This window comes from Endozoicomonas sp. G2_2 (assembly GCF_017744135.1).
In the GTDB taxonomy this organism is placed as follows: Bacteria; Pseudomonadota; Gammaproteobacteria; order Nevskiales; family Salinisphaeraceae; genus Salinisphaera.
In genome coordinates this window covers 1-25958 of sequence record NZ_JAGHQU010000007.1, presented here as the reverse complement: position 1 = coordinate 25958, position 25958 = coordinate 1, and the positions used below count along the sequence as shown (strand labels likewise).

At 65.9% G+C, this 25958-nt stretch carries 32 protein-coding genes; 15 read left to right on the top strand and 17 right to left on the bottom strand.

From position 1 onward, the window contains the following. Positions 1-83 precede the first annotated feature (83 nt). Positions 84-1232 (bottom strand): aldo/keto reductase, encoded by a 1149-nt coding sequence (locus J7355_RS09810; protein WP_209062144.1) that lies wholly within the window; start codon positions 1230-1232, stop codon positions 84-86. Positions 1233-1411: 179 nt separating this feature from the next. Here J7355_RS09810 and J7355_RS09805 point away from each other — a divergent pair, with 179 nt between their 5' ends. Continuing rightward, positions 1412-1597, top strand: a complete 186-nt coding sequence (locus J7355_RS09805; RefSeq protein ID WP_209062141.1) for a hypothetical protein — start codon at positions 1412-1414, stop codon at positions 1595-1597. Next, positions 1598-2353: a hypothetical protein gene (locus J7355_RS09800; RefSeq protein ID WP_209062139.1), complete on the top strand. Its 756-nt coding sequence runs from the start codon at positions 1598-1600 to the stop codon at positions 2351-2353. Between the two features lie 65 nt (positions 2354-2418). On the opposite strand, the gene J7355_RS09795 is transcribed toward J7355_RS09800, so the two are convergent. The 4 genes from J7355_RS09795 to J7355_RS09780 form a co-directional block, all read right to left on the bottom strand. Further along, entirely contained in the window at positions 2419-2655 is a 237-nt protein-coding gene (locus tag J7355_RS09795) for a DUF2835 family protein (RefSeq protein WP_209062137.1), read from the bottom strand. Between the two features lie 250 nt (positions 2656-2905). Then, complete coding sequence (gene yghU, locus J7355_RS09790; protein WP_209062135.1) at positions 2906-3784, bottom strand: glutathione-dependent disulfide-bond oxidoreductase; 879 nt, start codon at positions 3782-3784, stop codon at positions 2906-2908. Positions 3785-3898: 114 nt separating this feature from the next. Then, positions 3899-4984, bottom strand: coding sequence for an amidohydrolase family protein (locus tag J7355_RS09785; protein WP_209062133.1), 1086 nt, complete (start codon positions 4982-4984; stop codon positions 3899-3901). After that, positions 4951-5136 (bottom strand): hypothetical protein, encoded by a 186-nt coding sequence (locus J7355_RS09780; protein WP_209062131.1) that lies wholly within the window; start codon positions 5134-5136, stop codon positions 4951-4953. The genes J7355_RS09785 and J7355_RS09780 overlap by 34 nt, the downstream gene beginning before the upstream one ends. A 45-nt stretch (positions 5137-5181) precedes the next feature. Here J7355_RS09780 and J7355_RS09775 point away from each other — a divergent pair, with 45 nt between their 5' ends. From J7355_RS09775 to J7355_RS09750, 6 genes are all read left to right on the top strand, one after another. Beyond that, positions 5182-6360: a hypothetical protein gene (locus J7355_RS09775; protein WP_209062129.1), complete on the top strand. Its 1179-nt coding sequence runs from the start codon at positions 5182-5184 to the stop codon at positions 6358-6360. Between the two features lie 95 nt (positions 6361-6455). After that, positions 6456-7388 (top strand): glutathione S-transferase family protein, encoded by a 933-nt coding sequence (locus J7355_RS09770; RefSeq protein ID WP_209062127.1) that lies wholly within the window; start codon positions 6456-6458, stop codon positions 7386-7388. 94 nt (positions 7389-7482) lie between these two features. Continuing rightward, a complete protein-coding gene (locus tag J7355_RS09765; protein WP_209062125.1) occupies positions 7483-7677 on the top strand; it encodes a hypothetical protein in 195 nt (64 codons plus the stop codon). Then, positions 7664-8059, top strand: coding sequence for a hypothetical protein (locus J7355_RS09760; protein WP_209062123.1), 396 nt, complete (start codon positions 7664-7666; stop codon positions 8057-8059). The genes J7355_RS09765 and J7355_RS09760 overlap by 14 nt, the downstream gene beginning before the upstream one ends. A 108-nt stretch (positions 8060-8167) precedes the next feature. Beyond that, positions 8168-9325, top strand: coding sequence for a zinc-binding dehydrogenase (locus J7355_RS09755; protein WP_209062121.1), 1158 nt, complete (start codon positions 8168-8170; stop codon positions 9323-9325). Between the two features lie 145 nt (positions 9326-9470). After that, positions 9471-10517 (top strand): proline racemase family protein, encoded by a 1047-nt coding sequence (locus J7355_RS09750; RefSeq protein WP_209062118.1) that lies wholly within the window; start codon positions 9471-9473, stop codon positions 10515-10517. Between the two features lie 8 nt (positions 10518-10525). Here J7355_RS09750 and J7355_RS09745 read toward each other — a convergent pair whose 3' ends face one another. Continuing rightward, entirely contained in the window at positions 10526-11419 is an 894-nt protein-coding gene (locus J7355_RS09745) for a polysaccharide deacetylase family protein (RefSeq protein WP_209062116.1), read from the bottom strand. Between the two features lie 109 nt (positions 11420-11528). On the opposite strand from J7355_RS09745, the gene J7355_RS09740 reads away from it, so the two are divergent. Further along, positions 11529-12431 (top strand): DNA ligase, encoded by a 903-nt coding sequence (locus tag J7355_RS09740; RefSeq protein WP_209062114.1) that lies wholly within the window; start codon positions 11529-11531, stop codon positions 12429-12431. Here the strand turns inward: J7355_RS09740 and J7355_RS09735 are convergent. Next, positions 12428-12730: an antibiotic biosynthesis monooxygenase gene (locus J7355_RS09735; RefSeq protein WP_209062112.1), complete on the bottom strand. Its 303-nt coding sequence runs from the start codon at positions 12728-12730 to the stop codon at positions 12428-12430. The two genes, J7355_RS09740 and J7355_RS09735, sit on opposite strands and share 4 nt — an antisense overlap. 131 nt (positions 12731-12861) lie before the next feature. Here J7355_RS09735 and J7355_RS09730 point away from each other — a divergent pair, with 131 nt between their 5' ends. After that, positions 12862-13734, top strand: coding sequence for an AEC family transporter (locus J7355_RS09730; protein ID WP_209062111.1), 873 nt, complete (start codon positions 12862-12864; stop codon positions 13732-13734). An 87-nt stretch (positions 13735-13821) separates the two neighbouring features. Here the strand turns inward: J7355_RS09730 and J7355_RS09725 are convergent, their stop codons facing one another. From J7355_RS09725 to J7355_RS09715, 3 genes are all read right to left on the bottom strand, one after another. Then, complete coding sequence (locus tag J7355_RS09725; protein WP_209062110.1) at positions 13822-14946, bottom strand: alkene reductase; 1125 nt, start codon at positions 14944-14946, stop codon at positions 13822-13824. 158 nt (positions 14947-15104) lie between these two features. After that, positions 15105-15557 (bottom strand): plastocyanin/azurin family copper-binding protein, encoded by a 453-nt coding sequence (locus tag J7355_RS09720; protein WP_209062108.1) that lies wholly within the window; start codon positions 15555-15557, stop codon positions 15105-15107. A 179-nt stretch (positions 15558-15736) separates the two neighbouring features. Then, on the bottom strand, positions 15737-16861 hold the full coding sequence (locus J7355_RS09715) for a zinc-dependent alcohol dehydrogenase family protein (protein ID WP_209062106.1): 1125 nt from the start codon (positions 16859-16861) through the stop codon (positions 15737-15739). A 204-nt stretch (positions 16862-17065) separates the two neighbouring features. On the opposite strand from J7355_RS09715, the gene J7355_RS09710 reads away from it, so the two are divergent. Then, positions 17066-17629, top strand: a complete 564-nt coding sequence (locus J7355_RS09710; RefSeq protein ID WP_209062104.1) for a phosphoribosyltransferase family protein — start codon at positions 17066-17068, stop codon at positions 17627-17629. 6 nt (positions 17630-17635) lie between these two features. Here J7355_RS09710 and J7355_RS09705 read toward each other — a convergent pair whose 3' ends face one another. Further along, positions 17636-18670, bottom strand: a complete 1035-nt coding sequence (locus J7355_RS09705) for a sodium:calcium antiporter (protein WP_209062102.1) — start codon at positions 18668-18670, stop codon at positions 17636-17638. Beyond that, a complete protein-coding gene (locus J7355_RS09700) occupies positions 18667-19479 on the bottom strand; it encodes a crotonase/enoyl-CoA hydratase family protein (protein ID WP_209062100.1) in 813 nt (270 codons plus the stop codon). The genes J7355_RS09705 and J7355_RS09700 overlap by 4 nt, the downstream gene beginning before the upstream one ends. A 113-nt stretch (positions 19480-19592) precedes the next feature. On the opposite strand from J7355_RS09700, the gene J7355_RS09695 reads away from it, so the two are divergent. Beyond that, positions 19593-20876 carry a DUF4010 domain-containing protein gene (locus tag J7355_RS09695; protein ID WP_209062098.1) on the top strand — a complete coding sequence of 428 codons (1284 nt, stop codon included), beginning with the start codon at positions 19593-19595 and terminating at the stop codon, positions 20874-20876. A 54-nt stretch (positions 20877-20930) separates the two neighbouring features. On the opposite strand, the gene J7355_RS09690 is transcribed toward J7355_RS09695, so the two are convergent. Both J7355_RS09690 and J7355_RS09685 read right to left on the bottom strand, forming a co-directional pair. Beyond that, the gene (locus J7355_RS09690; RefSeq protein ID WP_209062095.1) at positions 20931-21599 is read right to left on the bottom strand and encodes an alpha/beta fold hydrolase; all 669 of its coding nucleotides are present in this window, start codon (positions 21597-21599) and stop codon (positions 20931-20933) included. A 92-nt stretch (positions 21600-21691) separates the two neighbouring features. Then, complete coding sequence (locus J7355_RS09685; protein ID WP_209062093.1) at positions 21692-22174, bottom strand: hypothetical protein; 483 nt, start codon at positions 22172-22174, stop codon at positions 21692-21694. Positions 22175-22354: 180 nt separating this feature from the next. Here J7355_RS09685 and J7355_RS09680 point away from each other — a divergent pair, with 180 nt between their 5' ends. After that, positions 22355-22852 (top strand): pilin, encoded by a 498-nt coding sequence (locus J7355_RS09680; protein ID WP_209062092.1) that lies wholly within the window; start codon positions 22355-22357, stop codon positions 22850-22852. Positions 22853-22855: 3 nt separating this feature from the next. Here the strand turns inward: J7355_RS09680 and J7355_RS09675 are convergent, their stop codons facing one another. After that, the gene (locus J7355_RS09675; protein ID WP_209062091.1) at positions 22856-23257 is read right to left on the bottom strand and encodes a S4 domain-containing protein; all 402 of its coding nucleotides are present in this window, start codon (positions 23255-23257) and stop codon (positions 22856-22858) included. 44 nt (positions 23258-23301) lie between these two features. Between J7355_RS09675 and J7355_RS09670 the strand changes: the two genes are divergently transcribed. Together J7355_RS09670 and J7355_RS09665 are read left to right on the top strand one after the other, a co-directional pair. Then, positions 23302-23580 (top strand): DUF3634 family protein, encoded by a 279-nt coding sequence (locus J7355_RS09670; protein WP_247739904.1) that lies wholly within the window; start codon positions 23302-23304, stop codon positions 23578-23580. 96 nt (positions 23581-23676) lie between these two features. Further along, positions 23677-24345, top strand: a complete 669-nt coding sequence (locus tag J7355_RS09665) for a glutathione S-transferase (protein ID WP_209062089.1) — start codon at positions 23677-23679, stop codon at positions 24343-24345. Between the two features lie 21 nt (positions 24346-24366). Here J7355_RS09665 and J7355_RS09660 read toward each other — a convergent pair whose 3' ends face one another. After that, the gene (locus J7355_RS09660) at positions 24367-24753 is read right to left on the bottom strand and encodes a hypothetical protein (protein ID WP_209062088.1); all 387 of its coding nucleotides are present in this window, start codon (positions 24751-24753) and stop codon (positions 24367-24369) included. Then, complete coding sequence (locus tag J7355_RS09655) at positions 24753-25685, bottom strand: histone deacetylase family protein (protein WP_209062087.1); 933 nt, start codon at positions 25683-25685, stop codon at positions 24753-24755. Before J7355_RS09655 ends, J7355_RS09660 begins: the two co-directional genes overlap by 1 nt. Positions 25686-25958 lie beyond the last annotated feature (273 nt).

The window sequence follows — 25958 nt, the reverse complement described above, 5'->3', positions numbered from 1 at the left end:
CGCGATTTCCGCCGAACGGCATACGTCCGGTCGCAACCTGCGGCCAGCGCCCTGCTCGCTCGGAAACCGATACCGGGCCGGATTCAGGCGCTCGTATCGAGCGCAGTCGGCGCGGCTTCGGCGATCAGGCCTTCGTCCTTGAGCGCCTGCCAGAAGGCCGGATCGATCGTGGCGCGCATGGAGGCGGCGTTCTCGCGGGCCTGTTTGGCATCTCGCGCGCCCGGAATCGTAGCCGACACGATCTTCGGCGCGGCGGTGAACTGCAGGGCAGCGGTACGCAGGTCGGTGCCGTGCTGCCTGGCGATCTCGCTGATACGCGCGCGCTTCTCCGGGTAGCCTTGCGGCGTGTCGTCGCCATAGAGCCAGCGATCCTTGCCGGCCAGAAAACCGGCACCCAGGGGCGCGCCGATGACCACCGAACAGCCCTGGGCCTCGCATTTCGGGAACAGGCGTTCGAGCGCGTCCTCGTGGTTCATCAGGGTATAGCGCGTGGCCTGCAGGATGACATTGGGCTCGGCGTTGTCGAGCGCGGCCAGTGAGGGCTCGATATCGTTCACGCCCATGCCCCAGCCCTTGATCAGGCCTTCTTCGCGCATCTTGGTGAGCTCGGGCATGGCACCCTCGATCGCCGTCTTCAGCTGAGCGCCGTAATCGTCGAGATCCTTGTTGCTGGGCGCCAGATCGTGGATGAAGACCATATCCAGACTCGGCACACCCAGGCGCTGCAGGCTGTCCTCCACCGAGCGGCGTACACCCGCGGCGGTGTAGTCGTAGCGATAATTGAAGTTCAGGTCGCCCGCCCAGATGCCGTGGCTGTCCATTGAGGCATCGGGCGTGAGCAAGCGCCCGACCTTGGACGACAGCATATAATCGCTGCGCTTCTGGCCGTCGAGAAAATGCCCGAGGCGGCGTTCGCTCAGGCCCAGGCCGTACCAGGGCGAGGTATCGAAATAACGCACGCCCGCATCCCACTGCGCCTGCAGCATGGCCTCGGCGGTGTCGTCCGAAGTTTCGAAGAACATGTTGCCGATCTGCGTGCCGCCCGCGCCGTATTTCTGCGGCGGACGATAGCCCGCGGCGGCATCGCCCGCCGGATTGCCCGGCAGCGACTCGGGCGCGCGCATCTCGTGCTGGACGTTCGAATCGGCCAACGCACGCGGCGCCAGCATCGTTGTCGCGCCGGCGAGCCCGCCAAGCGCGGCGATACGCAAGAATTGGCGTCGATCTGTCATGGATAATCAATGTCTTGAACAGGATGGCGTCAAACTATCAGAGACTGCCTGATCGGCACAGGACATAAAGCGCACGACAGCCGAAGCGAGACCGAGACCGTCGATGCTCCGCCCCATCGGCCGACCTGCGATCACGCCTGACAAATCCGGCCGTGCGCGCGGCACGTAGATGGATCCGAATGCCTTTTGAATGGGCATCACAGCACAAGCCGGTATCCGCTGCGCTCAACGCCCTTGCGATCAAGACCGGCTTTTTTTGTCGCGTTAAGCGCTTGATAGTCTTGAAGCGCGGCATCGCGACGTGCGCCATCAAGCCGGCGCGCCCCGTTTTTTATGCCGGATCAACAGCGCCGCAAGAGGTTTGAATGCGTGATCGATCACTGCCTTGGCGTGTCTTGGCGCTATGCGTCGTTATGTTTGCGTCCAGCGGTTGCGCGTTCATACGCGGGTCGGCTGCGGGCACTGCGTTCGTCGAGCGCGATCAACAGCATTTGCGGCTGCCGAGCGCGGAAGATGCGCTCGCGTTTCGGCCCATCGCCTATCTAAGCCCGTATACCTACGTGGAATATGCGCGCGCTCGTAGCGGCGATGGCCGCAGCGAGGCACTGCTGTATCGAACGCGCGGCCTCGGTACGGCGCTGGATCTGGATCCCCGGCATCTGAACGCGTTCACGCGCCAATGGGTGTTCAACAGCGGCGGCGCAACGCTGACCTGGCAGCAGCCGCGACCCGCGCGATTCGCGCCGACCGGCATCCACTACCGCCGCTATCAACTTCACCGACCGGGCGAAGCCGGCAGCCGTGACTGCGTTGCGTTCCTGAAACGCTGGGATTTCCAGTCGCTCGATCCGTTGCATCGACCCGGCCGCGGTTATTTCGGCTATACCTGTCGTCCACCGGGCGTCGCATTGACGACGGCCGATGTCGCGGCGTACCTGCAACGTATCGAAACTGCCACGCCGTCGCTGCCGGATTTTTATATCGGCCAACGTGTGCCACGCGACCCGCAGGCGCTGGCACAGGCTCGCGGCCAGGCGGATGTGCGTTGGGGCATCACGGCATTTCCTTATGACCGCACCCGTCATTATCCGCTCGGCGGGTCGCATAACGGCGGCTCGTAGCGCGAGACATGCTCGGCTGACGTCGTTGTTGCCACCGTGATGCCGGATCGATACCAGCCCTACGCTCAGCCCGTCGGGGAATCTCCGATACGCCGTAACGATTGAAAACGCCCACCCGCGTCATATGCGAGTCGATAGATACCGTGCACGCCGTCGCGCATGACGACCTTGCGCAGCGCGTGCGCCGGCAACAACACGCGCCTGCCATCCACGCTGCGTGCGTACACGTGGTCGATGGCGCCGGCATAGTGCGCCTGGCACTGGGCGGCGGACAGCTCGATCACGACATCGATACTGGGCATGTCGGTCACACGAAATAACGGACCACCGGTCTGCCCGCCGTCAATCGGCGGGCCCCGGCCGGCGCGCCAGCCGCCGCGCTACTCGTGCACATGCCGAGCGTCTCACCACGACAGATGTGCCACCGGCGCTTGTTAACCTCTCCCCGTTTCGACCACCAGCGACATGCGCGGCCCGGACAATCGCCGCCGGCACGCAGGAATAGGCGTGCAGACATTTCTGGCCCGGCGTGCCGCGCTCGTAATACCGGGCTCAAGAGTCCGCGGACTGCAGCTTGTCTTCGGTGCGATGCTCGAAATCGCTGGCGTCGTGGCGTTCGCGCAGCTGCTCGGACGGATCGCCGAACGGGCGATTGACCATGCGCCCGCGCTGCACCGCGGGGCGGGCTTCGATCTCGTCGGCCCAGCGCAGCACGTTCTTGTACTCCTGCACCTGCAGGAATTCGCCGGCGTCGTAGAGACGCCCCTTGGCGAGTGCGCCGTACCACGGCCAGGTGGCGATATCGGCGATGGTGTATTCATCACCCGCCAGATAGCGCGTTTCGGCCAGACGACGATCGAGCACGTCGAGCTGGCGCTTCACTTCCATGGCGAAGCGGTCGATCGGGTATTCGAGCTTCACCGGCGCATAGGCATAGAAATGCCCGAAGCCGCCGCCCAGATACGGCGCGCTGCCCATCTGCCAGAACAGCCAGTTCATGGTTTCGGTACGGGTGGCGATATCGCTCGGCAAGAACGCGCCGAACTTCTCGGCCAGATAGACGAGGATCGAGCCGGACTCGAACACGCGCTGCGGCTCGGGCGCGCTGTGGTCGACCATCACCGGAATCTTGGAGTTGGGGTTGATCGCGACATAGCCGCTGGAAAACTGATCACCCTCGCCGATGTTGATCAGCCAGGCATCGTACTCGGCGCCGCTGTGGCCGGCCGCGAGCAGTTCCTCGAACATCACCGTTGCCTTCACGCCGTTCGGCGTGCCCAGCGAATAGAGCTGGAACGGATGTTTGCCGACCGGCAATTCCTTGTCGTGGGTCGGGCCGGCGATGGGGCGGTTGATGTTTTCGAACTTGCCGCCGCTGCCCTTCTCCCATTTCCAGACGGCTGGCGGCGTGTATTCGTTGTCGTTGCTCATGAATCGTTGGTCCTTTCGCAAGAGGATGACCGCCACGCGTGGCGATACCGTGTACGGCAGTCTACATAGGGATTGTTGCGGCACACGCAATGCATCTTCCGCCCCGCAACGGCATCAGCCGCCAGGGTGGCCGGCGATGTCGTCCAGTCGATACACGCGCGCGGCGGTGCCCGAGAACAGCGCGGTCTTCTCCGCCTCGCTGTAATCGGCCACCAGATGCTTGAAGGCATTCCAGAGCGTGGCGTAATCGCAGGTGAAATGATCGACCGGAAAATTGCTTTCGAACATGCAGCGCGCCACACCGAACGCCTCGATACAGGTTTCGATATACGGCGCCCAGGCCGCGGCCAGCAGTTCGTGGCCATCCGGCCGGTCGTCATAGGACCAGTCGAACCCGGCGAACGGCATGGCCAGACCGCCGAGCTTGACGACGACGTTCTCGCAACGCGCGAGCGCGAGCATCTGAGCGCGCCAGCCGTCGAAACGCGCGTCGCGCTGGCCGGCATAGGCGCCGATGCCCACCGGCCCGCCGACATGGTCGAGCACGATGGTCGTATCCGGAAAGGCGCGGGCGAGATCGAGCAGTTCCGGCAGTTGCGGTTCCAGCAGCCAGGCATCGAAACTCAGGCCGAGCGGCGCGAGCGCGGCGAAGCCACGGCGAAAGTCCGCGTCGCCCAGCAGCCCTTCCGGCGCGCCGCGGGTGGACAGCGGCCCGAGCACGTTCGGGTCGCCGTCATGGGCCGCGCTCTGGCGAATCCCGCGAAAACGACCGCCGCCGGCCTGGATATGCGCCTGCAGCACATCGGCCACCGCATCGCCGCCGCGCAGATCCGCGTGGCCCACGATCCCGGCACAGGCCTGCGTGTCGCCATAGACGCCGCTGGCCGCCACCGCGGCCACGCCGTTGACGAACTCCGTCTCGCCCACGCAGCGCAACGCCTTGTCGCCGGTGGCCCGATACATGGCCCGGCACTCGATGAACACGGTGGCGCGGATATCGTGGCCGCTGTCGGTATCGGCCAGTAACTCGTCGAGCAGGTAGCGCGGGCGCTCGCGCAGCATTGCGCTGAAGCCGTGGTCGGCGAACGGGCCATCGCCGAGCGCGAGTCGCGAGCGATCCCAGAGGTGGTGATGCGGGTCGATGATCGGGCGCTCGGGTTCGAGGATCACCCGGTCTGAACCGGAATCGGGATGGGCCATGGTGTCTCCTTCGCGGTGGGCCGCCGGTTGCCGGCGACCCGTGTTGTTTTATCGATGAACAACTTAGCACCGAACGTGCGTTCGTTGTCGGCCCGGATGAAGCCGATGCACACGCCACCGCGAAGGCGCAGCCAATTTGCTGTATCTGCCATGTTCTGGCCTGCTGGGGCCATGACGGTTATCAGTACAGCGCAATCATGAGCAGCTATCGAGACGGCATTCGCCTGGGTGTGGCGGGCGCGGCGGCGGCCGCATGTATCTATTTCCCGCAGCCGCTGGCTGCGCGGATTCAGACCACGTTCGACGTGTCCGTGCTCTGGGCGGCGATGCCCATGACGTTCGCCTTCATCGTGCTCACGTCGGGGCCGGTGCTGTTCGGGCGCTTCATCACCGTGGGCCGCGCCATGCGCATCGTGCTGGTCACCGAGCTGCTGCTGGCCGCCCTCTTCGCCCTGCAGGCCGTGGCGTTCTCCGCGGTGCCGTATTTCCTGCTGCGCGGCGCCCAGGTGATGCTGTTGCCGCTGCTCATCCCGGCGGTGATCACCGGCTCGTCGAATATTCAGGGCTCGAACAACCGAGCGCGCGATCTCGCGCTCTATACCGCCGGCACCATCGTCGGCGGCGTGGCCGGCCGCCTGATCGCGGTGGGCTCGGTCGCCTTCGACCACTGGCAGCTGGGCAGCCTGGCGATCACGGCCATGCTGCTGCTGTCCGCCTGGCTGTTGCGCCAACCGCCGGTGCTTTCCGGCGCGCTGCAACGCACCGGCGCGACGGCAAGCACGCCGCCCGCGCCCGACACGAAGAAAAGCTGGATGACACCGGTCGCCCTGTCCTACCCCGGCCTGGCGCTGGCCTTCGGGGTGCTGACCACGGTGCTGACCTGCCTGCCGTTCGAGATCGGCTACGAGCGCGGCGGCACGCTGATGCTGGCCATCGTCTACGGCGGCTATGCGGTGGGCATCGCGACATCGCTGGGCGCGCCCACGATCACCCGTTTCAGCCGCGGCCTGCCCAACGCCACCCTGACCGCCGCCGTGCTGTTCGTGATCGGGCTGTGCGGGGTGATCCAGGGCTCGTTCGCGGCGCTGGTGATCGGCGTGGTGCTGCTGTGCGGCAGCATGGTCTTTCATCAGGCGACCCAGATCGTGCTGCTCAACGATTATTTCGCCCGCTCGCAGTCGGGCACGGTGAGCGCGCTGTTCGTGGCCGCGGTATTCGCCGGCGGCACGCTGGGCTCGAGCCTGATGCTCTCGCTCTACGAATGGCTGGGCTGGGGCGCGGTGATGACGGTCTGCCTGCTGTTCTCGCTGGTGGCCGGCTACTGTGTCTATATCGCTGCGCGGCGCCAGGCCCAGGCTGCGGCTGCCGTGGGTTGAAAGCGACGGCGCGCCCCGGCCGCTCGGGCGTGCCGCGGTAGCCAGCGCGCGCCACGCATCGCAGACTGATCGCCCGATCCCATCCGGCCGCCTGCATGACCTCGATCATCCTGCATCACTTCGAAGCCTCGCCTTTCTCGGAAAAGGTTCGCGCCCTGCTGGGTTACAAGTCGCTGTCGTGGCAGTCGGTGCTCATTCCACGCATCCTGCCCAAGCCGGATCTGGTGGCGCTCACGGGCGGCTATCGCAAGACGCCGGTAATGCAGATCGGGCGCGATATCTACTGCGACACGCGGCTGATCGCACGCACGATCGAAACACACGCGCCGAACCCGCCCGCGATTCCGGCAGCCGACACGACGAGCGTGGTCGCGCTGGAACGGTTCGCCGATCGCCAGCTGTTTCTCGCAGCGGTGCCGGCCATGTTCCGCCCCGCGGGCCGTGCTTTTCTGGTCGAGAAAATGGGCGAAGACGGTCTCGCCCGTTTCCAGGCCGATCGCGCCGAGCTGTTCGCCAGCGGCAATGTAGCCCGTCCCGATGCCGCGTTCTCGGAAGCCGTCCTGCCGCCGTCTCTGGCCGCGCTCGACACCCAGCTGGCCGCGCGCGATTTCCTGCTCGGCGCGCAGCCGACGCTGGCCGATTTCGCGGTCTATCACCCGGTCTGGTACATCCGCGCCAACGCGGGTATCGCCGATCTACTCGACCCCTATCGCCACCTGCTCGCCTGGGCCGACCGCGTACGCGCGCTGGGCCACGGCCACCGTGAGGAACTGGATGCAGCCCAGGCGCACGCGATCGCCGCACAAACCACCGACTGGCAGCCACTGCCCGAGCCCGTCGAACACAAGCTTGCGCCCGGCACCGCCGTGACCGTGGCCGCCACGGACTATGGCACCGAACCGGTGGCCGGGCGTCTGGTGTGCATCGGGCGCGACTCGATGACGATCGAGCGCGACGGGCCACAGGGCGCGCCGGTGCGCGTGCATTGCCCGCGCGAGGGCTTTCATGTCGCGGCAGCCGACAACTGAAGCGTTGACCGGCGACCACAGCGCCCACATTGTCTAGAACTGGACGCACACGTCGCCGCATTCAGGAGCGATCATGAAACGAGCCCTCGGCGCAATGGCCATGAACTGGCTGCGCAAACCGGAAAACCAGGAACGCGTCAAACGCACCGCACGGGACGTGTGGGGCCGCTTTCAGGCGCACCGCAACGCGCGCGCGACAACAGATGCCGGCCGCACCGACCGCGCGCCCGCCGCATCGCGCCCTTCGCGCGACACGGCATCCGACCGACGCGACGATGGCCAGCCATAGCGTCGGCCCGGCCGTCGCGCCGGGTTCGGCCGCGCGCTGGGCCACGCTCGCGGTTGCTCTGCTGATACTCGCAGGCTGTGGCGGCGCGCCGCGCACGGATCCCTCCGAGGCGGATTACCAGCGCTACTGGGCCTGTGCCTACGCCGCGGCGATGCCCTATGCGAGCGATCGCAACCTGCCCGCCCGGCAAGCCGCCATGCGCGCCCAGTCCGCCTGCTACCCGAGCTACGTCGTCTATCGCGACGCCAAGATCCGCCATGTGCGGTCCGCGGTGCCGGCCGGCGATCGTCAGATGGCGACCACGCTGGGCACCCAGGCCGCACTGCAGCGGCGCAAGGCCGTCACGAAACGATTGACCGAACTGGTGGCCGAGGCGCGCTAGCCGCGACTGCGGCATGGCTCTGGCCGGCGCCAGGCGCGTGTGATCGGTTTCGCGCGAGGTCTTTGATATTGTCGCCGGCCACACGGTGACAGCGACAGGAGCGGCATCATGGCAACCCAGACGCTACCCGACACCATGGCGGCCATGCTGCTGACCGGGCATGGCGGCATCGACAAGCTGGTCTACGATTCGAATGTGCCCAGACCGTGCGCCGCCGCCGGTGAGGTGCTGGTCCAGGTGACGGCCACGGCCAAGAACAACACCGACCGCAAGGCGCGTGAAGGGCTGTACCCGACCAAGGATGCAGACGACGTGACCTCGTTCGCGATCGGCGGTTCGCCCACGCTCACCTTCCCGCGTATCCAGGGCGCCGACGTGGTCGGGCGCGTGGCGGCCGTGGGCGACGGCGTGGCGACGACGCGTATCGGCGAGCGCGGCCTGCTCGATTTCAACATCTACGCCGACGCACGCCGCGACATCAATCTTACCCCCGACTACTACGGCCACGGCGCCGACGGCGGCTATGCCGAATATGTGGCGGTGCCGGCCGACCAGTTCCACGCCGTGGACAACGACGCCCTGTCCGACGCGGAACTCGCCAGCATGGGCATGTGCTCCTACCAGACCGGTTATCACATGCTTACCGCGGCCGGCGTGAAGGCCGGCGAGCGCGTGCTGGTGACCGGCGCCAGCGGCGGCGTGGGCACGGCGTTGATCCAGCTGTGCCGGGTGATCGGCGCCATTCCCTACGCGCTGAGCACACCGGACAAGGCCGATGCCCTGCGCGCACTCGGCGCGGAAGCGGTGTTCGACCGCGCCGACATGGACGATTTCACCGCCAAGGTGCGCGACGCCACCCACGACGAACCCTTCGATGCCGTGATGGACCTGGTCGGCGGCGACATGACGCATCGCTTTATCGACACGATGATCTTCGACATGACGCGTCGGCGCACCTACCCGCGCCTGAGCATCGCCGGCGCCAGCGGCGGCAACGTCAGCGAAATGCTGTGGACGCGCATCTATCTCTATCAGGTCCAGATCTTCGGGGTGTCGCACGGCACCCGCGAAGAAGCCGAACAGCTGATCGCCTGGATTCGCTCGGGCGATCTCAGGCCGGTGCTGCACGCCGCGTTCAAGCTCTCCGAACTGCACGAGGCCGAGCGTTATTTCATGGATCGCTCGAGCAATTATCTCGGCAAGATCGTGATCGTGCCCGATGCCCAGTGGGACGCCCACGGTGCACCGCACGCGCTCGCCCCGTAGCGCCGAACCATCGCCGAACGCCTGCTGCCGCCGCGCCCACCGCTTGCATGGGCACCGTGCGATACCTGTGTGGCGCGGGCAGCATCTACGCCTCTATCCAGGGGGTCGGGTCCGCGCCTGACCCCGTAGCCATTCGAGATTTTCCATGAGCCAGGAACTGTCCTTTCAGATCATCGATACCCACGCCGGCGGCGATGTCAGCCGGATCGTGGTCAGCGGGATCAACGCTCTGCCGGGCGATACCGTGCGCCGCCAGATGGAATACCTGCGCGACGACGCCGACGGGCTGCGTACCCTGCTGCTCGAAGAGCCCTACGGCATTCCCGAGATGTCGGTGGATCTGATCGTACCGCCGACAGATCCCCAGGCGCAGGCGGGTTACATCATCATGGAAGTGATGGGTTACCCGATCTATTCGGGTTCCAACACCATCTGCACGGCGACCGCGCTGCTCGAAAGCGGCATGATTCCCAAGCGCGAAGGCCGCCAGCATTTCGTGCTCGAGTCGCCGGCCGGGCTGGTCCAGGTCGAGGCCAACGTCGAGAACGGCGTGGTCGAAGCCATTACCTGCGAAGGCCTGCCCAGCTACATCGATACCTACCGGGCCACGATTCACGTTCCGCTGATCGGCGACGTGAACTACAGCGTGGCCTATAGCGGCGGCTTCTATGCGCTGGTGGACGCCACCGAACTCGGTTTCGAACTCACGCGCGACGAGGAATCCCGACTGGCCCACTGCGCGCAGGCGATCGTGGAGGCCATCGTCGAGGAACGCGGTTTCTCGCACTACTCGCTGGGCGATGTCGGGCCGCTGCCGTTCCTGCATTTCATGGGCCCGGTCGAGCAGGTGGCCGGCGATTACTATCGTTCGCGCTCGACGACCTATGTCCATCCCGGCGTGATCTGTCGCAGCACCACCGGGACCGGCACGTCCGCGCGCATGGCGCTGATGCACCATGAAGGCCGCATGCAGCCGGGCGACAAGCTCGAAACCGTCTCGCTGCGGGGCTCCAGCTTCATCGGCTCGTTCACGCGCGTCTCCAGAGGCGGCCCGCACGATGTGGTGGAAAACACCATCACCGGCAAGAGCTATGTCCTGGCGCGCTCGCAGATCGTGGTCAACCCCGACGATCCGCTGGTCGACAGCACACATCTGCGCCCCATCCTCACGAGCAACGCGCCGAGCGGCTGAAAACTGCTTCAATCGGCGGCAAAGCGCGCGGCGTAGTGTCGCGCGATCGCGCCCGGCGTGGTCAGCCACACCGCGTCGCGGTGCGCGGCGACATGCGCCAGCGCCTGGCGCAGCACACGCAGCCGGAACGGCTGGCCGGTGATATAGGGATGCAGCGCGATGCCCATCACCAACGGCTGTTCGCGCGACTGTTCGAGCATCTCGTCGAACTGGTCGATGATGCGCACCGCGAACTCCCGGTAGTCGATATGGTGGGCCGCGATCGCCGGGATGTCGTTGATCTCCTGCGGATACGGCACCGACAGGATTCGCCCGCCGCCGCGCGTCGCCATCCAGGTCGGCTGGTCGTCGTGACACCAGTCCAGATGATAGGCAAACCCCGACTCGGCCAGCAGATCGGGGGTGAGGTGGCTTTGTGCGATCCACGGTCCGAGCCAGCCCTGCGGCGTTTCACCGAAGGCCTCGGCCAGACGCGTCCGGGATTCATCGATCAGCACCGCTTCCCCGGCTTCGTCGAATTCGTTCTGCGACTCACTGTTGGTGCGCCCGTGCGCGATCAGCTCCGTGGACAATCGCGCTCGATACGCGGCGACCAGTTCCGGGCAGTGATCGACGATGCTGCTGTTCACGATCAGACCGACCGGCAGCCCGAGCGATTCGAACATCGAAAGCATCCGCCATGTGCCAACCCGGTTGCCGTATTCGCGCCAGGCATAGTTGAGTACGTCGGGCTCGCGGCGACCGTCGGCGAGCGTCGCGCCGTGGCCGCCACCGAAATCGAAATGCTCGAGATTCAGGCCGATGTACACCGCCAGACGGCGGCGCTCCGGCCAGTCGAAGTCCGGGCGATCAGTGATCGCGCGGTAACCGAAGCGGGCATGAGGCATCGTTCGTCGCGGCATGATTTCGAACCGTTAGGAGCGCCGCTCCACTCTAGCGCCCGAAACGCTCATTGGATGCGCACACCGCGGTTGCGCTAGCGTCGACCCCGCGTCGACGGTGGAGCGCCTCATGACCCGACCCTTTTCGCATCGAACGCCCGCGCTGCGCGCGCTGGCCCGACTCGCGATTCTCGCGCTCGCGTTTTCAGGGGTTGCGCGCGCTGCGCCGGCACCGTCCGTGACCCTGGCCGAAACCTACCGGGGCGGCATCGATCTGGCCGATTACTGGGTCAGCGAGAAATACGATGGCGTGCGCGGCTACTGGGACGGCCAGCGCCTGATCACGCGCGGCGGTCTGGTCATCCAGACGCCTGCATGGTTCACGGCGGGCTGGCCCGACCATGCGATGGATGGCGAACTGTGGACCGGTTACGGCGAGTTCGCCCGCGTATCCGGCATCGTGCGCTCGCATGAGCCGCACGATGCCGACTGGCGCGACGTGCGCTATCGCGTGTTCGACCTGCCGGATCATCCCGGCCCGTTCGATGCGCGCGTGCCGGCGATCCGCCACGTCGTCGCCGCGATCGACCAGCCCTGGGTGACGGCCGTCGGCCAGTTCCGCATCGACGACACGACCGCACTGGATACAGCCATGGCGCAGGTGATCGCGCGCGGCGGAGAGGGGCTGATCCTGCATCGCGGGGCCGCGAAATACCGCGCCGGACGCAGCGACGACCTGCTCAAGCTCAAGCCCTACGACGACGCCGAGGCGCGGGTTATCGGCCATAATCCGGGCCAGGGTCGGCTTGAAGGCCTGATGGGTTCGCTCGATGTGCGTACACCGGATGGACGCGAATTCGCCATCGGCAGCGGTTTCACCGACGCACAGCGCGCCAGCCCGCCACCGATCGGCTCGTGGATCACCTACCGCTACAACGGCGAGACCGTTACCGGCCTGCCCCGCTTCGCGCGTTTTCTGCGCCGACGCCCGGGCGGCCCGCCGCTCGAGGTCGATCGCGTGCCCGATCGCTAGATCTTGACCTCGAACCCCTCGAACTGGGGCGGGCCGAGATAGATATCCTTGCGCGCGCCGGCATTGGCGTGCGCCTTGCGAAACGCCTCCGACTGGGTCCAGGCCTCGAACGCGGCGCGCGATTCCCATTCCGAATGCGAGGCGAACAGCGTGTATTCGTCGTTGGTCGCGCCGTGCAGCAGGTTGAACTGCTTGAAGCCCGGCACGTCCTGCAAATGGGTGTCACGTTCGCGCCAGATGGCAAGGAATTCGTCCTCGCAGCCCGGCTTGATCTTGAAACGGTTCATGGCGATGAACATGGCAAAACCTCGGTTCGGCAAGTCAGGCGCCCGAGTATACGCACGCCGATGGCTAACGGATGGCGCGATCGCTGCGCAATACAGATAGACTGTCGCGCTTTGCCCGGCCCGCGGGCGAACAGGAACATCACGTGCTGATTCGGATTCTCGAGATCACGGTGCCGGTGTTCGGCATCATCGCGCTGGCCTATGCCTACGGGCGCAAGCGCCCGACCGATCTGCGCGACGCCAACCGCCTGAACATCACCATCTTCACGCCGGCGCTGATCTTTCACGCGCTCACCGAGCGTTCTCAGGGCGGCGACGATTTCCTTCTGGCGGCGATCGGCGCGACCGTCATCGTGCTCGGCTCCGGCCTGCTCGCCTGGGCCTGGGTTCGGCTGACAAAACGCGACCCGGCCGTCTACATCGGCCCGGCGATGTTCAACAACTGCGGCAACCTCGGCCTGCCGCTGGCGATTCTTGCCTTCGGCGAGGATGCCCTGCCGCTGGCGGTGGTACTGCTGGTCACCGAAAACCTGCTGCAGTTCACCGTGGGCCTGTGGCTGCTCGGCGACTCGATCCATATCAAGCGCCTGGCGACCAACCCGATGCTGGTCGCCACCTTCGCCGGCGTGCTCGGCATGGTGATGGACTGGCACGCGCCGGCCATGATCGAACCGGGCATTCGCATGCTCGGCGAGATCTCGATTCCGCTGATGCTGGTCGCGCTCGGCGTGCGTCTGGCCGACGGTGCGCCGGGCCAGTGGGCGGCCGGTTTCTGGGGCGGGCTGCTGTGCCCGCTGACGGGCCTGATCGTGGCCGTGCCCTGGGTGCTAATCACCCAGCCCGCGCCGCCGCTGGCGGCCCTGCTGCTCGTGTTCGGCGCCCTGCCGCCGGCGGTGCTCAACTACATGCTGGCCGAACAGTTCGAGATCGCGCCGCAACAGGTCGCCGCAATCGTGGCCGTGGGCCATGTGGTCGCGCTCGCGGTGATACCGCTCACGCTCTACTGGGTGCTCTAGTCCGGCGCTTGCGCGCCATAACACGCCGCGCATGAAAAAGGCCGGCGGAAGCCGCCGCCGGCCTTTTCATCAGGCAGACAAGACCGCCTATTCGGTGCCGGTCTTGCCCTGTTCGTCGAGGAAGGGATAGTCGGTATAACCCTTCTCGTCGCCGCCGTAGTAGGTGGCTTCGTCCGGCTTGTTGAGCTCGGCACCCACGCGGAAACGCTCGACCAGATCCGGGTTGGCGATATACGGCCGCCCGAACGCGGCGCCGTCACCCAGGCCCTTCTCGATCAATTCCTCGGTGCCTTCGGCGGTGTAGTGGCCGCAGAAGATCAGCGCACCGTCGGCGAAACGTTCGCGCATCGCCTGGCGAAACTCGTCGGTGAGCTTGATATCGCCGCCGGCCCAGTCCGGTTCGTTGATATGCAGATAGGCCAGGCCGCGCTTGTTGAGCTGCTCGGCCATGTAGAAGGCCATGGCCTTGGGCTCGTCGTCGCTCAGGCCGAAGATCTCGATGAAGGGCGACATGCGGATGCCCACGCGGTCGGCGCCCATGACCTCCACGACCGCATCGACGACTTCGAGCGGCAGCCGCGCGCGATTCTCGATCGAGCCGCCGTAGGCGTCGGTGCGCTTGTTGGAGCCGGTGGCCATGAACTGCTGGAGCAGGTAGGCATTGGCGGCGTGCACCTCTACCAGGTCGAAGCCGGCGCGCTTGGCCCGGATCGCGGCCTGGCGATACTCGTCGACGACCTCGGGGATTTCCTTGGTTTCCAGCGCCCGCGGGGTGCTGGAGTCCTGCAGGCCGTTGGAGCCATCCTCGAATTCGACAAAGCTCTTGGCGCCTTCGCCGCGGATGGCGCTCGGGGCGACCGGCTTGCGCCCGTCCGGATGCACCATCTCATGGCCCACGCGGCCGACATGCCACAACTGCAGGGCCATGCGACCACCGGCATCGTGAACGGCGTCGACGACGCCCTTCCAGCCGGCTTCCTGTTCATCGGTGAAGATGCTCGGCGTGTAGACGTAGCCACGCGCGCTTTCCGAGATATTGGTGGCCTCGGAAATGATCAGCCCCGCGCCGGCACGCTGGGAATAGTATTCCTGCTGCATCTTGCCCGGCACCTGGTCGGGCGTGCGCGAGCGCGTGAGCGGCGCCATGATCACGCGGTTCGGCAGCTGGACAGCGCCGAAATTGACGGGGGAAAGCAGTTTGTCGACAGCCATGATGGCTCCTTGTTCGATCCACGTTGGTACCCACTGGAAGTGGAGCCCGCGGGACATGAATCAAGTCGGTTGCCGTCAATTCACCCGTGCGCAAGACACAAAAAAGCCCCGCCGCAATGCGACGGGGCCTTGCATCCAGCCTCGGCCGGACAGGCCGCCTATTCGGCCTTGACCGTAAGCGTGCCCTTCATCCCGGCCGCGAAGTGGCCCGGGAAGGTGCAGATGTATTCATAGTCGCCCGGCGCTTCCGGTGCAGTGAAAGTCACCGTATCGGACTCACCGCCGGCCACGAGACCGGTATGGGCGATGATCTGATCGCTCATGTCGCTCGGGACGTAGTCGTTCGCCTTGGCACTGGCAGCGGCTTCGTCGAGCTTGCGCGCATCCGCGTCGGCCTTGAGCAGAATCCAGTTATGCGCCATGGCGGACGCCGGCAGCTTGGAGTTGTTCACGAGCTTGATCGTGACTTCCTCGCCCGGCTTCACGGTAATCGATTCCTGACTGAACTTCAGGCTGTTCTTCGCCTCGATCTCGACCGTCTTGGCCTGGGCCGCGATCGCCATCGTCGACAGCGCGGCGAACATCACGAGCATGATCGTCTTCTTCAACATCGAGTATCTCCTGCTTGTATTTTGTCGTTGCACAATGCAGCCGAAACGCGCGTTGCGCAAGTTGCGGCGCACCATGAAAAGACGGCGCGTTTTTACTGCGTGGCTCGTCCTACCATCGATCCAGACTAGCCACCGCGGCTTAACCGTCGCTTGCTGAAATCAGCGGATCGGCCGCGCGGCTAGAACAGCACGACCTGCCGGATCGCCTGCCCCGCGGCCAGACGCTCGAAGCCGACGTTGATATCGTCGAGCGACAGACGATGGGTGAGCAGCTTGTCCACCGGCAGACGACCCGCCTGATAGAGCGCGATATATTCGGGAATATCGAGCTTGGGCACGTGACCGCCAAGATAGGAGCCCATGAGCGTGCGCTCCTGGGCCACCAGCTGGGTCGGCGAAACCGGCAGGCGCACATCGGGATGCGGCAGGCCGGCCGTGACCGTCTTGCCGCCCTTGCCGGTCGCGGCGAAGGCGAATTCCAGTGCCGGCTGTACGCCGGCGAACTCGGCGGCCACGTCGACGCCGCCGCCGGTCAGATCCTTGACCTTTTCGAGCGCCTTGTCGTCCTTGGTGTTCACGGTGGCGGTCGCGCCGAGCTCGCGGGCGCGCTCGAGCTTTTCGTCGTCGATATCGGCGGCGATCACCTGGGCGGCGCCGCCGGCGATCGCGCCCAGCACGGCCGACAGACCCACGCCGCCGAGCCCGACCACGAGCACGGTCTGGCCCAGACGCAACCCGGCGGTATGCACCATCGCGCCCACACCGGTGAGCACGGCGCAGCCGAACACCGCCGCGATCTCGTAATCGAGCGTCGGGTCGATCTTGACCAGCGACTCGGTGCGGATCACCGCATGTTCGGCAAAGCCGGAGATCCCGAGATGATGATAGACATCCTCGCCCTTGTCGCTCAGACGAAAGCCGCCATCGAGCAGGGTGCCGGCATTGTTGGCCGCAGCGCCCGGCGCGCACAGCGCGGCGCGCCCGTCGGCGCAGTAGTCGCAATGGCCGCAGCTGGGCACGAACGAGCAGACCACGTGATCACCCACCGCGAAATCACGCACATTCGGGCCAACCTCGACGATCTCGCCGGCCGCTTCGTGGCCCAGCACCATGGGCACGGGGCGCGGCCGGTTGCCGTCGATCGTCGATAGATCGGAATGACACAGCCCGGCGGCATGCACCTTGACCAGCACTTCGCCGGCCTGCGGCGCGGCCAGGTCGAAGGTTTCGATACGCAACGGCTGCGAATCGCTGTAGGGGCGCGGCGGGGCCATTTCGCGCAGTACGGCGGCTCGGGTCTGCATGCATGCTCCTTGTGAAGGCTTGAATTCGTGACGGGCCGTGGGGACCGCGGAGCCTAAATCTATCATCCGTACCGGCCAGACCCTATTCATGCGCCGCCGGATTCGAGCCCGGCGCCCTGCTCGTGCAAAATACTGCGCTTGTGCCAGCGCCGGTGGCGCACGAGAAGCCGACCGGCCATCGACATCGTTTCAGGAAGACCGCCCATGACGCCGAGTGCCGCCACCCATGCCATCGACATCGCCGGCCTGCACCGCGAGCTGCCGCTGTTCGAGGTCGCGCCGGGCACGCGGATCGCGGTGCTGAACGTACTCGGCGATACCGAGCTGGTGGAAGTGGCCGGGCGCGCGCTCGGCGCCCAGCTGGAAGCGATCGACTACAGCGTGCTGGTGACCGCCGAGGCGAAATCCATTCCGCTCGTGCACGCGCTGTCGGTGGCCACCGGCAAGCCCTATGTCGTGCTGCGCAAGAACTACAAGCCATACATGGGCGACGCGCTGCGCGCCGAGACGCTGTCGATCACCACCGGCAAGCCGCAGACGCTGTATCTGGATGCCAAGGACCGCGATCTGGTCACCGGCGCGCGTATCGTGCTGGTCGACGACGTGATCAGTTCCGGCTCCACCCTGCAGGCGATGCGCACGATCATGGATCTGGCGGGCGCCACGCTGGCCGCGGAAGCCGCCATTCTCACCGAGGGCGAGCGCGAGAACTGGCACGACATCGTGTCGCTCGGCCATCTGCCGATCTTCACCGACGAGGCAAGCTGAACGCGTCTACGCCGCGGCGACGGACAAGCCGATGCCCGCGGCATAGAGCACCGCAATCGTCGCGCTCTCGAAGCCGATATTGCCAAGCCCTTTCTTTTCTCGCCGGATCAGCCCCAGCAGCAGCACGCCGGTCATGAGCAACGACAGCGCCATCCACAGCAGCGTCTGATCGGGAATGGCGTGATAGATCGAGCCGCCGCGGTAGGCAAGATCGGCCGCGCCCGCGAACAGGCAGTCGAAGGCATTGCCGCCAATGATGCCGCCGACCGCGAGCTGTAGCGCGCCGCGTCGCACCGCGGCCACCGAGGTCACCAGTTCCGGCAGCGAGGTGCAGATGGCGGTAAGCACCACGCCCACCGCCGTCGCGCCCAGGCCGGTCTGTTCGCCGAGCCGGCTTGCGACCGTCTCGAGCACGAACCCGCTCAGCCCGAGTAGCGCCGCGAGCACGACAAACCCCAGCCACAGCGGCAAAAGCGGCTTGGCGAGCGCGTCGTCTTCCGGTGTTTCCTCACGCGTTTCGCCGGTCTTGCGCGGCGCCCACATGCGCAGCTGCTGGGTATCGTTGACCACGCGCAGCCCGAAGGCATAACCGGCAAACAGCAGGATCGTGGCCGGATGCACGCCCAGCAGTGTGTACTCGGGCACGTAGGGCACCACCAGCAGCAGCGACAGCAGGCAGATCAGCAGTGCGCTCTGCGCGAGATTGGCCGTCGACGCCGCGGCGTGTTCCAGATTGGCCCGCTGATAGACGACGTCCGCGATCGCAAGAAATACGGTCTGCACCGCGATGCCGCCGAGGGCGTTGCTCATGGCCAGCTCGGGCTGGCCCTTCAGCGCGGCGGTTACCGACACGACGATGCCGGACAGCGACGTCGCCGCGCCCAGCAGCACGGCGCCTGCGACCGCCTCGCCCAGGCCGGTACGATCGGCCAGATCGTCGGCGATATGGGTCAGCCGGGTGCCCACCACCGCGATCACCGCGGCGATGAGCGCAAACAGCGCGAGATTGCCCCCCAGACCGAGTTCCGCGATGAAGCTCATGAGCCGATGCGGCGCTTGTCGAACGGCTTGTCGGGATCGCTGCCGTTACGCGCGATGCTGATGCGCTGGTTGCTGCGCCCGATCAGGCGCCGCTGCCAGCGTCGTTCGGCGGCCGTGGCCTCCGATTCGCTGCCGTCCCAGGCTTCCTGTAAAAGGAGCTTGCCGGCAGCGACCGCATCCGGCGAGAAGGCGCTCATCTCGGCGGCGATCTCCTCGGCGCGGGCGACCGGATCGTCGGCCAGATGCGTGACCAGGCCCAGGGCATGGGCCTCGCGCCCGTCGATGATCTTCGCGCTCATCACCAGCTGCTTGGCCACGTCGATACGCACGAGTTCGCGCAGCAGCGCCGCACCGCCCATGTCCGGCACGAGTCCCCATTTCGCTTCCATGACCGACAAGCGGGCGTCGGGCGTGGCCACACGCACGTCCGCGCCGAGCGCGAGCTGTATGCCGGCACCAAAGCAGTTGCCGTGGATAGCGGCGACCACCGGCACGCCCAGATCGCGCCAGGCCAGGCTCCAGCGCTGAAAGCGATTGGCGTAGGGCAGCATCAGCTGGCTCATCATCAGCGGCGCGGCGGTCAGCGGCGATTTCAGGACCGATCCGAAATCCAGCCCGGCACAGAAGGACGGGCCGTTGCCGCGAATCACCACCGAACGCAGGGCCTTGTCCTTGGCCAGCGATTTCGCCGCCTCGTTGACGCTATCCAGCATGTCGAAGTTCATGCCGTTGTGCTTTTCGGGCCGGTTCAGACACACGTGGACGCGTTCGTCGTCACGCTCGAGCACAACCGTTTCAGACCGGGACATGGGCACCTCCGACATAAAGCGCATCATCCTGCCGGGTTTTCCACGGGGCGCCTAGCCCCGCTCGCCATGCGTTGGGCCTACAATCGAATCAGCACTCGACCGGGGGAAAGCGCATGGATCCCGACAGCACGCTGGCCCTGTTTCGCAACGTCGCGGTCGCACTGGCGATCGGCCTGCTGATCGGCCTCGAGCGCGGCTGGCAGAAGCGAGAAGCCATCGCCGGCCGGCGTGTGGCCGGGCTGCGCACCTTCGCCATCATCGGCGTGACCGGCGGCGTCACCGGCCAGCTGGCGCTTACGGTCGGCCCTGTCGTGCTCGGGCTGGGGCTGATCGCGATCGCATCCATTTTGCTGGCCGCGCATGTGGTGTCGTCGCGCGAGAGCGACGATTACGGCATCACCAGCGAAATGGCGGCCATGGCGACCTTCGTGCTGGCGGCGCTCGCCACCACCGGCGAGCCCGCGCTCGCGGCCGCCGCAGCGGTGGTGGTCGCGACCCTGCTCGGCCTGAAGCCGGAACTGCATCGCTGGATCGAACGCCTGGACCGGGACGAGCTCATCGCCGCGCTCAAGCTGCTGATGATCTCCGTGCTCGTGCTGCCGCTCATGCCCGATCGCGGGCTGGGGCCCTGGGACGCGCTCAATCCCTACAAGCTGTGGATGCTGGTCGTGCTTGTGGCCGCCATTTCTTTCGCCGGCCATTTCGCGGTACGCGTGCTTGGCCAGACCCGGGGCATCCTCACCACCGGCATCTTCGGCGGCCTCGCCTCGTCTACCGCGCTGACGCTCAACTTCGCCCGCCTGTCGCGCCGCACCCGCGGCGTCGACGACCTGCTGGCCGTCGGTATCGTCCTGTCCCTGGCCATGGGCATGGTGCGCATGATCGTCGTGGCGGGCGCAGCCAACCCGGCGCTGGCCGGCGCGGCCTGGCTGCCGCTGGCCGTTCTCATGGCGGTGGCCATGGGCGCCGCGCTTGTGCTGCGTCTGCGTATCGACACCACCGGCCAACGCGCGCCGCGTCGGCTCGGCCCGCCGTTCCGGCTCAAGGAGACGCTGCGCTTCGCCGTGCTGCTGATCGGCATCACGATTGCGACCCATGCCGCGCATGCGATGATCGGCAACGCCGGCGTTTACGTCGTCGCGGCCGTGGCGGCCATGGGTGATCTCACCGCGGTGACGCTGTCGATCGCGCAGCTGGCCAGTGGCGGCGTCGAACCCGAGACGGCGGCTCGGGCACTCGTGGTGGCGGCCGTGAGCAGCGTATTGTTCAAAAGCGTGCTGGCCTTCTGCCTGGGCGGCCGGCGCCTCGGCCTGCTCGTGGCAGCGAGCGCCGTAAGCATGGCACTCGCCGGCGCAGCACTGCTCTGGGCGATGCATCACGGCCTACCCATGCCCTGATAACGAAAAAGGCGGCCCGAAGGCCGCCCTCATCATCGGCGCAACGGCCCGGCGCTAGCCCTTCAGATGTTTCTCGAAGAACGCCATGCTGCGCTGCCAGGCGGCCTTGCTCGCCTCGGCGTCGTAGTAATCCCAGTCCTCGTTGCCGAAGGCGTGCGGCGCGTCGTAGCGAAAAGCTTCGTAGGGCACGTTGGCGGCCTTGAGCTTTTCTTCGAACGCGTCTGCCTGATCGATGGGGAAGAAGGTGTCCTGCTCGGCGAAGTGGCACTGCAGGGGTACGGAAATCGTGCCGGGATCGCCGGCTTCCTCGGGCGGAATCCCGTACCAGGACACGGCCACATCGGTTTCGTCGTTATTCATCGCCGACAGTACGGCGAGCACGCCGCCCATGCAGAAACCGATGACGCCGACCTTGTCGCTACCCTGTTTCAGATACTGCAGAGCGCCGCGGATGTCCTGGGTCGCGGCGTCGCCGAAATCCAGGTCGTTCATCTTGTGCTCGGCTTCCTTCTCATCCAGCGCTTTCTCGCCGTGGTAGAGATCGGGCACGAGCACGCGATAACCGGCGTCGGTCCACTGCTTGCCGACGCGCTTGATCTGGTCGTTCAAGCCCCACCACTCCTGGATCACCACGATGCCGGGGGCGTTTGCGGCCGCCGGCTCGGCGTAAAAGCCGCTCGCAGTCTTGCCGTCGGGGCGCTGGAACTGGATATGCTCGGACATGTCGGGTCACTTTCCGGTGAAAAGATGTACCCGGATGCTACCGTGCCCGCTCACGTTTTTTAAGCACGACGAGCAGGCGCGGCGCGGCGTGGCTACTGGCGTGCCGCCTGCTGGTGGGCGCCGGTCAGTGCCGCGAACTGGGTCTGGTTGACCACGGCATTGAGCGGCAGCCAGGCTTGGCCATCGGGCTTGCGGGTACGCAGCGCCGGATCGGCCAGCGAGACCTTTTCGCCGGTCTTCTCCTCGATCTTGCGCTCGATGGTTGCGGCATCCAGCTCGCCGTTGCGGAGCTTGACCATTTCCGACTCGTCGAGATCGAGCGTGGTGTTGTTCGCGCTGCCGGGCAGGTAGATCGCGCCGGTCGCGAAATCCACCGCGAAAGCGATCACGCCGGGCACGATGAAGAACAGCAGACCGATACCGTCGAGCACCGCGACCGCCGGATCGATGCGACCGTCGACCTGGCCCTTGCGCTCCGGATAGAGAATGACCCCGCAGGCCGTGGTGCCGATCAGCGTGCCGGCCATGGCTGCGGCAATACCCATGCGACGCGCGTTCCTGAGTCGATCCGTCATCGAATTCCCCTTTGTATTGAATTGGCCGCCGGCAGCGTCGCCACTTACAGCAAACGAACGGCAGGCGAAAACAATTGTAGCGGCTTGATCAGAAGTTGCGCGCGCGGCCGATCTATAGGGAACATGCGCGAGTCGCCACGCTGAACGACAATTCATATGCCAGAACAACAAGGGGCGGCCATGAACCGATCCCGTTTTCGCCGTTTTTACAACCGCAATAACGCCGGCTTCACCCTCATCGAGCTCATGATCACGGTCGCGATCGTCGGCATTCTTGCGGCGATCGCGGTGCCGGTCTACATGAACTACATCGCCAAGGCCAAGGTCAGCGAGGGCCTCGCGCTGGCAGGCCCCGTGAAGACCGCGGTGACCGAGTACTACAGCGTTCACGGCCGCCTGCCGGTGGTGGAGAACAACAACTGGCTGTTGCTGCTCAAAGAACTGAACCTGCCGGACGATTCCGATACCGGCGCGGCCTCGGGCAACTACGTCAAGCGTATCTGGTGGAACAACAATGCGACCACGCCATCGATCCGTATCCGCTATGCCGGTTTTCCCATAGACGACGCGCTGCTCTTCCTGGAGGCCACCATTGGCGACGGCGCGATCAGCTGGAACTGCACCGCGCCCGGCAGCGGCGGCGTGCCCGACCGCTACCTGCCGGCGAGCTGTCGCTAGACATCACTCGCCCTGCTTGAACCGCCGCAGGGCACGGCGCTGCTTCTTGTCCGGACGAATCGCCGGCCGCGGCATGGACAGCCGGGCCGCGCGCCGCTCTTCGGCCTGCCTTTCGCGCGCGTCGCGGCTCGCCGGCGTTTCCGTGTAGAGCTGCGCGGCGACCGAGGCAGGGCCTCGCTTATCCGACAGATCCCGCACGTCGATCTCGAATGCCGTTTCGCCCTTGGTGATCTCGAGCCGATCATCGACATGCACCCCGGTGCTCGCCTTTGCGCGGTGACCGTTCACCTCGACCTTGCCGCCCTTGACTGCCTTCGAGGCCAGCGAACGCGTCTTGAAAAAGCGTGCCGCCCAGAGCCACTTGTCGACTCGGACCGAGGCGTTGTTGTACGCGGTGTCAGTCATACGCAAACTGTGACATCAAATCCCGCGCACGCAAGCCGGCCTGCATGCTCGATCGCTTCAGAGTTGTCTACCGAATAAACGTGAGCGCGGACGGCGCGGTCGTCACCCACGGCAGCGTTCCGGCGCGTTTTCTGTCCGCGGTGCGCGATGTGATCGCGTTGCACGGCATCGAGCGCGGCACGATTGAATGCAAGGGCCGTGGCCGCAAGGCGCGTCTCAAGTTCTCCAGCGACTTTCCCGAAACCGGCCGCCAGGCGATTCGCAACGTCTGGACGCCGCCGACCACGCCCGGCCCCAGCGGCGGCCGGCGTGCCAGCGGCTAGCCGCTGGCATACGGCAACGAATACGACTAACGTCTGACAAGAACGCCACAATGGCGTATGTTGACTTGCGATTTCGTCCGTACTGGGGAGAACAGGATGATCACGGTTCATCATCTCGAGGACTCGCGCTCGCAGCGCGTACTCTGGCTGCTCGAAGAGCTTGAGATTCCCTACGAGATCAAGCACTACAAGCGTGACCCCAAGACGATGCTCGCGCCGGCGGAATTGCGCCACGTTCACCCGCTCGGCAAGTCGCCCGTGATCACCGACGACAAGCGTACCGTCGCCGAAACCGGCCTGATCGTCGATTATCTCGTGGACCGGCACGGCAACGGCCGTCTCGCCCCGCCCACCGACAGCGAGGCACGCCTGAACTACGAATACTGGCTGCACTACGCCGAAGGCTCGGCCATGCCGCCACTGCTGCTGCATCTCGTGTTCGACACCGTCGAAAAGAAGGCGCCGGTCGTGATCAAACCGATCGCCAAGGCGATCTCCGCCAACGTGAAGAAACAGTTCATCCGGCCGCAGCTGAACCTGCATCTGGATTACATGGAGAACGAGCTGCGTCAGCACCGCTGGTTCGTTGGCGACGAGTTCAGCGCCGCGGACATCATGATGAGCTTCCCATTGGAGGCTGCAAGCAGCCGCCAGCCCGACCTGAAGGGCCGGTGCCCGAACATCGCCACGTTCGTGCAACGCATACACGAACGCCCCGCCTACCAGCGCGCCCTCGAGGCCGGTGGGCCCTACGCCTACGCCTGATCAGTAGGGCTGCCGCGACGCTCAGCGGGCGAATTCGGCGGACTTGATCTCCCAGCGTCTTTTCAAGCCGCTCGTGCCGTTGCAGCCCAGCGGCTGCGGCTCGCTATCGGGACGCAGGAGCAGCTCGCTGTCGCCCTGGCTGCGCGTGTTGCCGGTATAGCTGACGAGCACCGCACGAATGGGTTTGTCGGGGTGGGTGTTCTCGATCCGACGCAGACGTGCACGGTGGAGCATGCAATCGGAGTTCAGGGTATTGCTGAACTCGAGATAGTCGCGCGCGCTCGACCTGGCCTGGTCGTCGGCCTCGTCGGCGCGGACGCCCGTGCCGGCCGCGGCATCGCCCGCACTCGCATCGAGCGGCATCATCGTCGCGAGCGCGATAACGACAGCCCACGCGACGCGGCCCATCACCGATCCCCGGCGTCGCACAACGCGCGAATATGCACGGCGGCGCTGGCGGCCAGGGCATCGAGGGCGTAACCGCCTTCGAGCGTCGAAACCACGCGACCGCCACAAAGCCGATCGGCGGCTTCCGTAATACGCTGACTGACCCATTCGTAGTCCTCGGCCTCGAACATGAGATCGGCCAGCGGGTCGGAGCGATGCGCGTCGAAACCGGCGGACACGAAGATCATATCCGGCTCAAACGCGTCGAGCGCGGGCAGCCAGTCACGCTCGACGGCTTCGCGAAAAACACTGCCGGGCGTGCCGGCCTTGAGTGGCGTCTTGATCAGCTTGCCCGGCACGCTGACGTCCTGCGTGAAGGGAAACAACGGGTTCTGATAGCTGGAGCAGAACAGCACGTCGGGCTCGTTGCGGAAAACGTCTTCCGTTCCGTTGCCGTGGTGCACGTCGAAGTCGAGGATCGCGACGCGCTTGAGCCCGTGCGCACGCAGGGCATGCGCCGCACCGACGGCGACGTTGTCGAAAAAACAGAACCCCATGGCGCGATCGTGCTCGGCATGGTGCCCCGGCGGGCGCACGGCACAGAACGCATTGGCGGCCTCACCGGCGATCACGGCATCGGTCGCGGCGATCACCGCGCCGGCGCCGTGCAGCGCGGCGGTGAGACTGTGGCGGTTCATCGAGGTATCGCCGTCGATCCGCACCGTGCCACGCGAGGGTGCGAACATCACCAGTTCATCGACGTAGTTCGGGTTGTGGACGCGCTTGATCGCGTCCAGCGGCGCCTGAGGCGCGTCGTGCCGGGCCACCCGCCGGTCGACGCCGACCACGCTCATGCCCTTCTCCACGGCCACGAGCCGCGCCGGCGACTCGGGATGGCCGCTACCCATGTCGTGAAGCGGGCAACTCGAATGGCTGAAATAGGCAGTGCTCATGCGGCGCGATTCCGGAATGGGAACGGGGTGACGGACGGATGACAGCACCGCCCTCCAACTGGCATCGAACAACAGCCATCGCTGCATTGCAACCGGACCAATATCCCATTGCCCGCGGGCGCCGCCCGGTTCTACGGCCAAAAAAAGGTTCTTCGCAGATAAGCGTGAAAGGCGGCGGTGACCGCATGGCTTAAGCTTGGATTGCTACCACGCATTCCAGGCAACCAAGAAAGGCCACCGCCATGCCCGAGGCTAATCTGCTTTCCCTGTTCT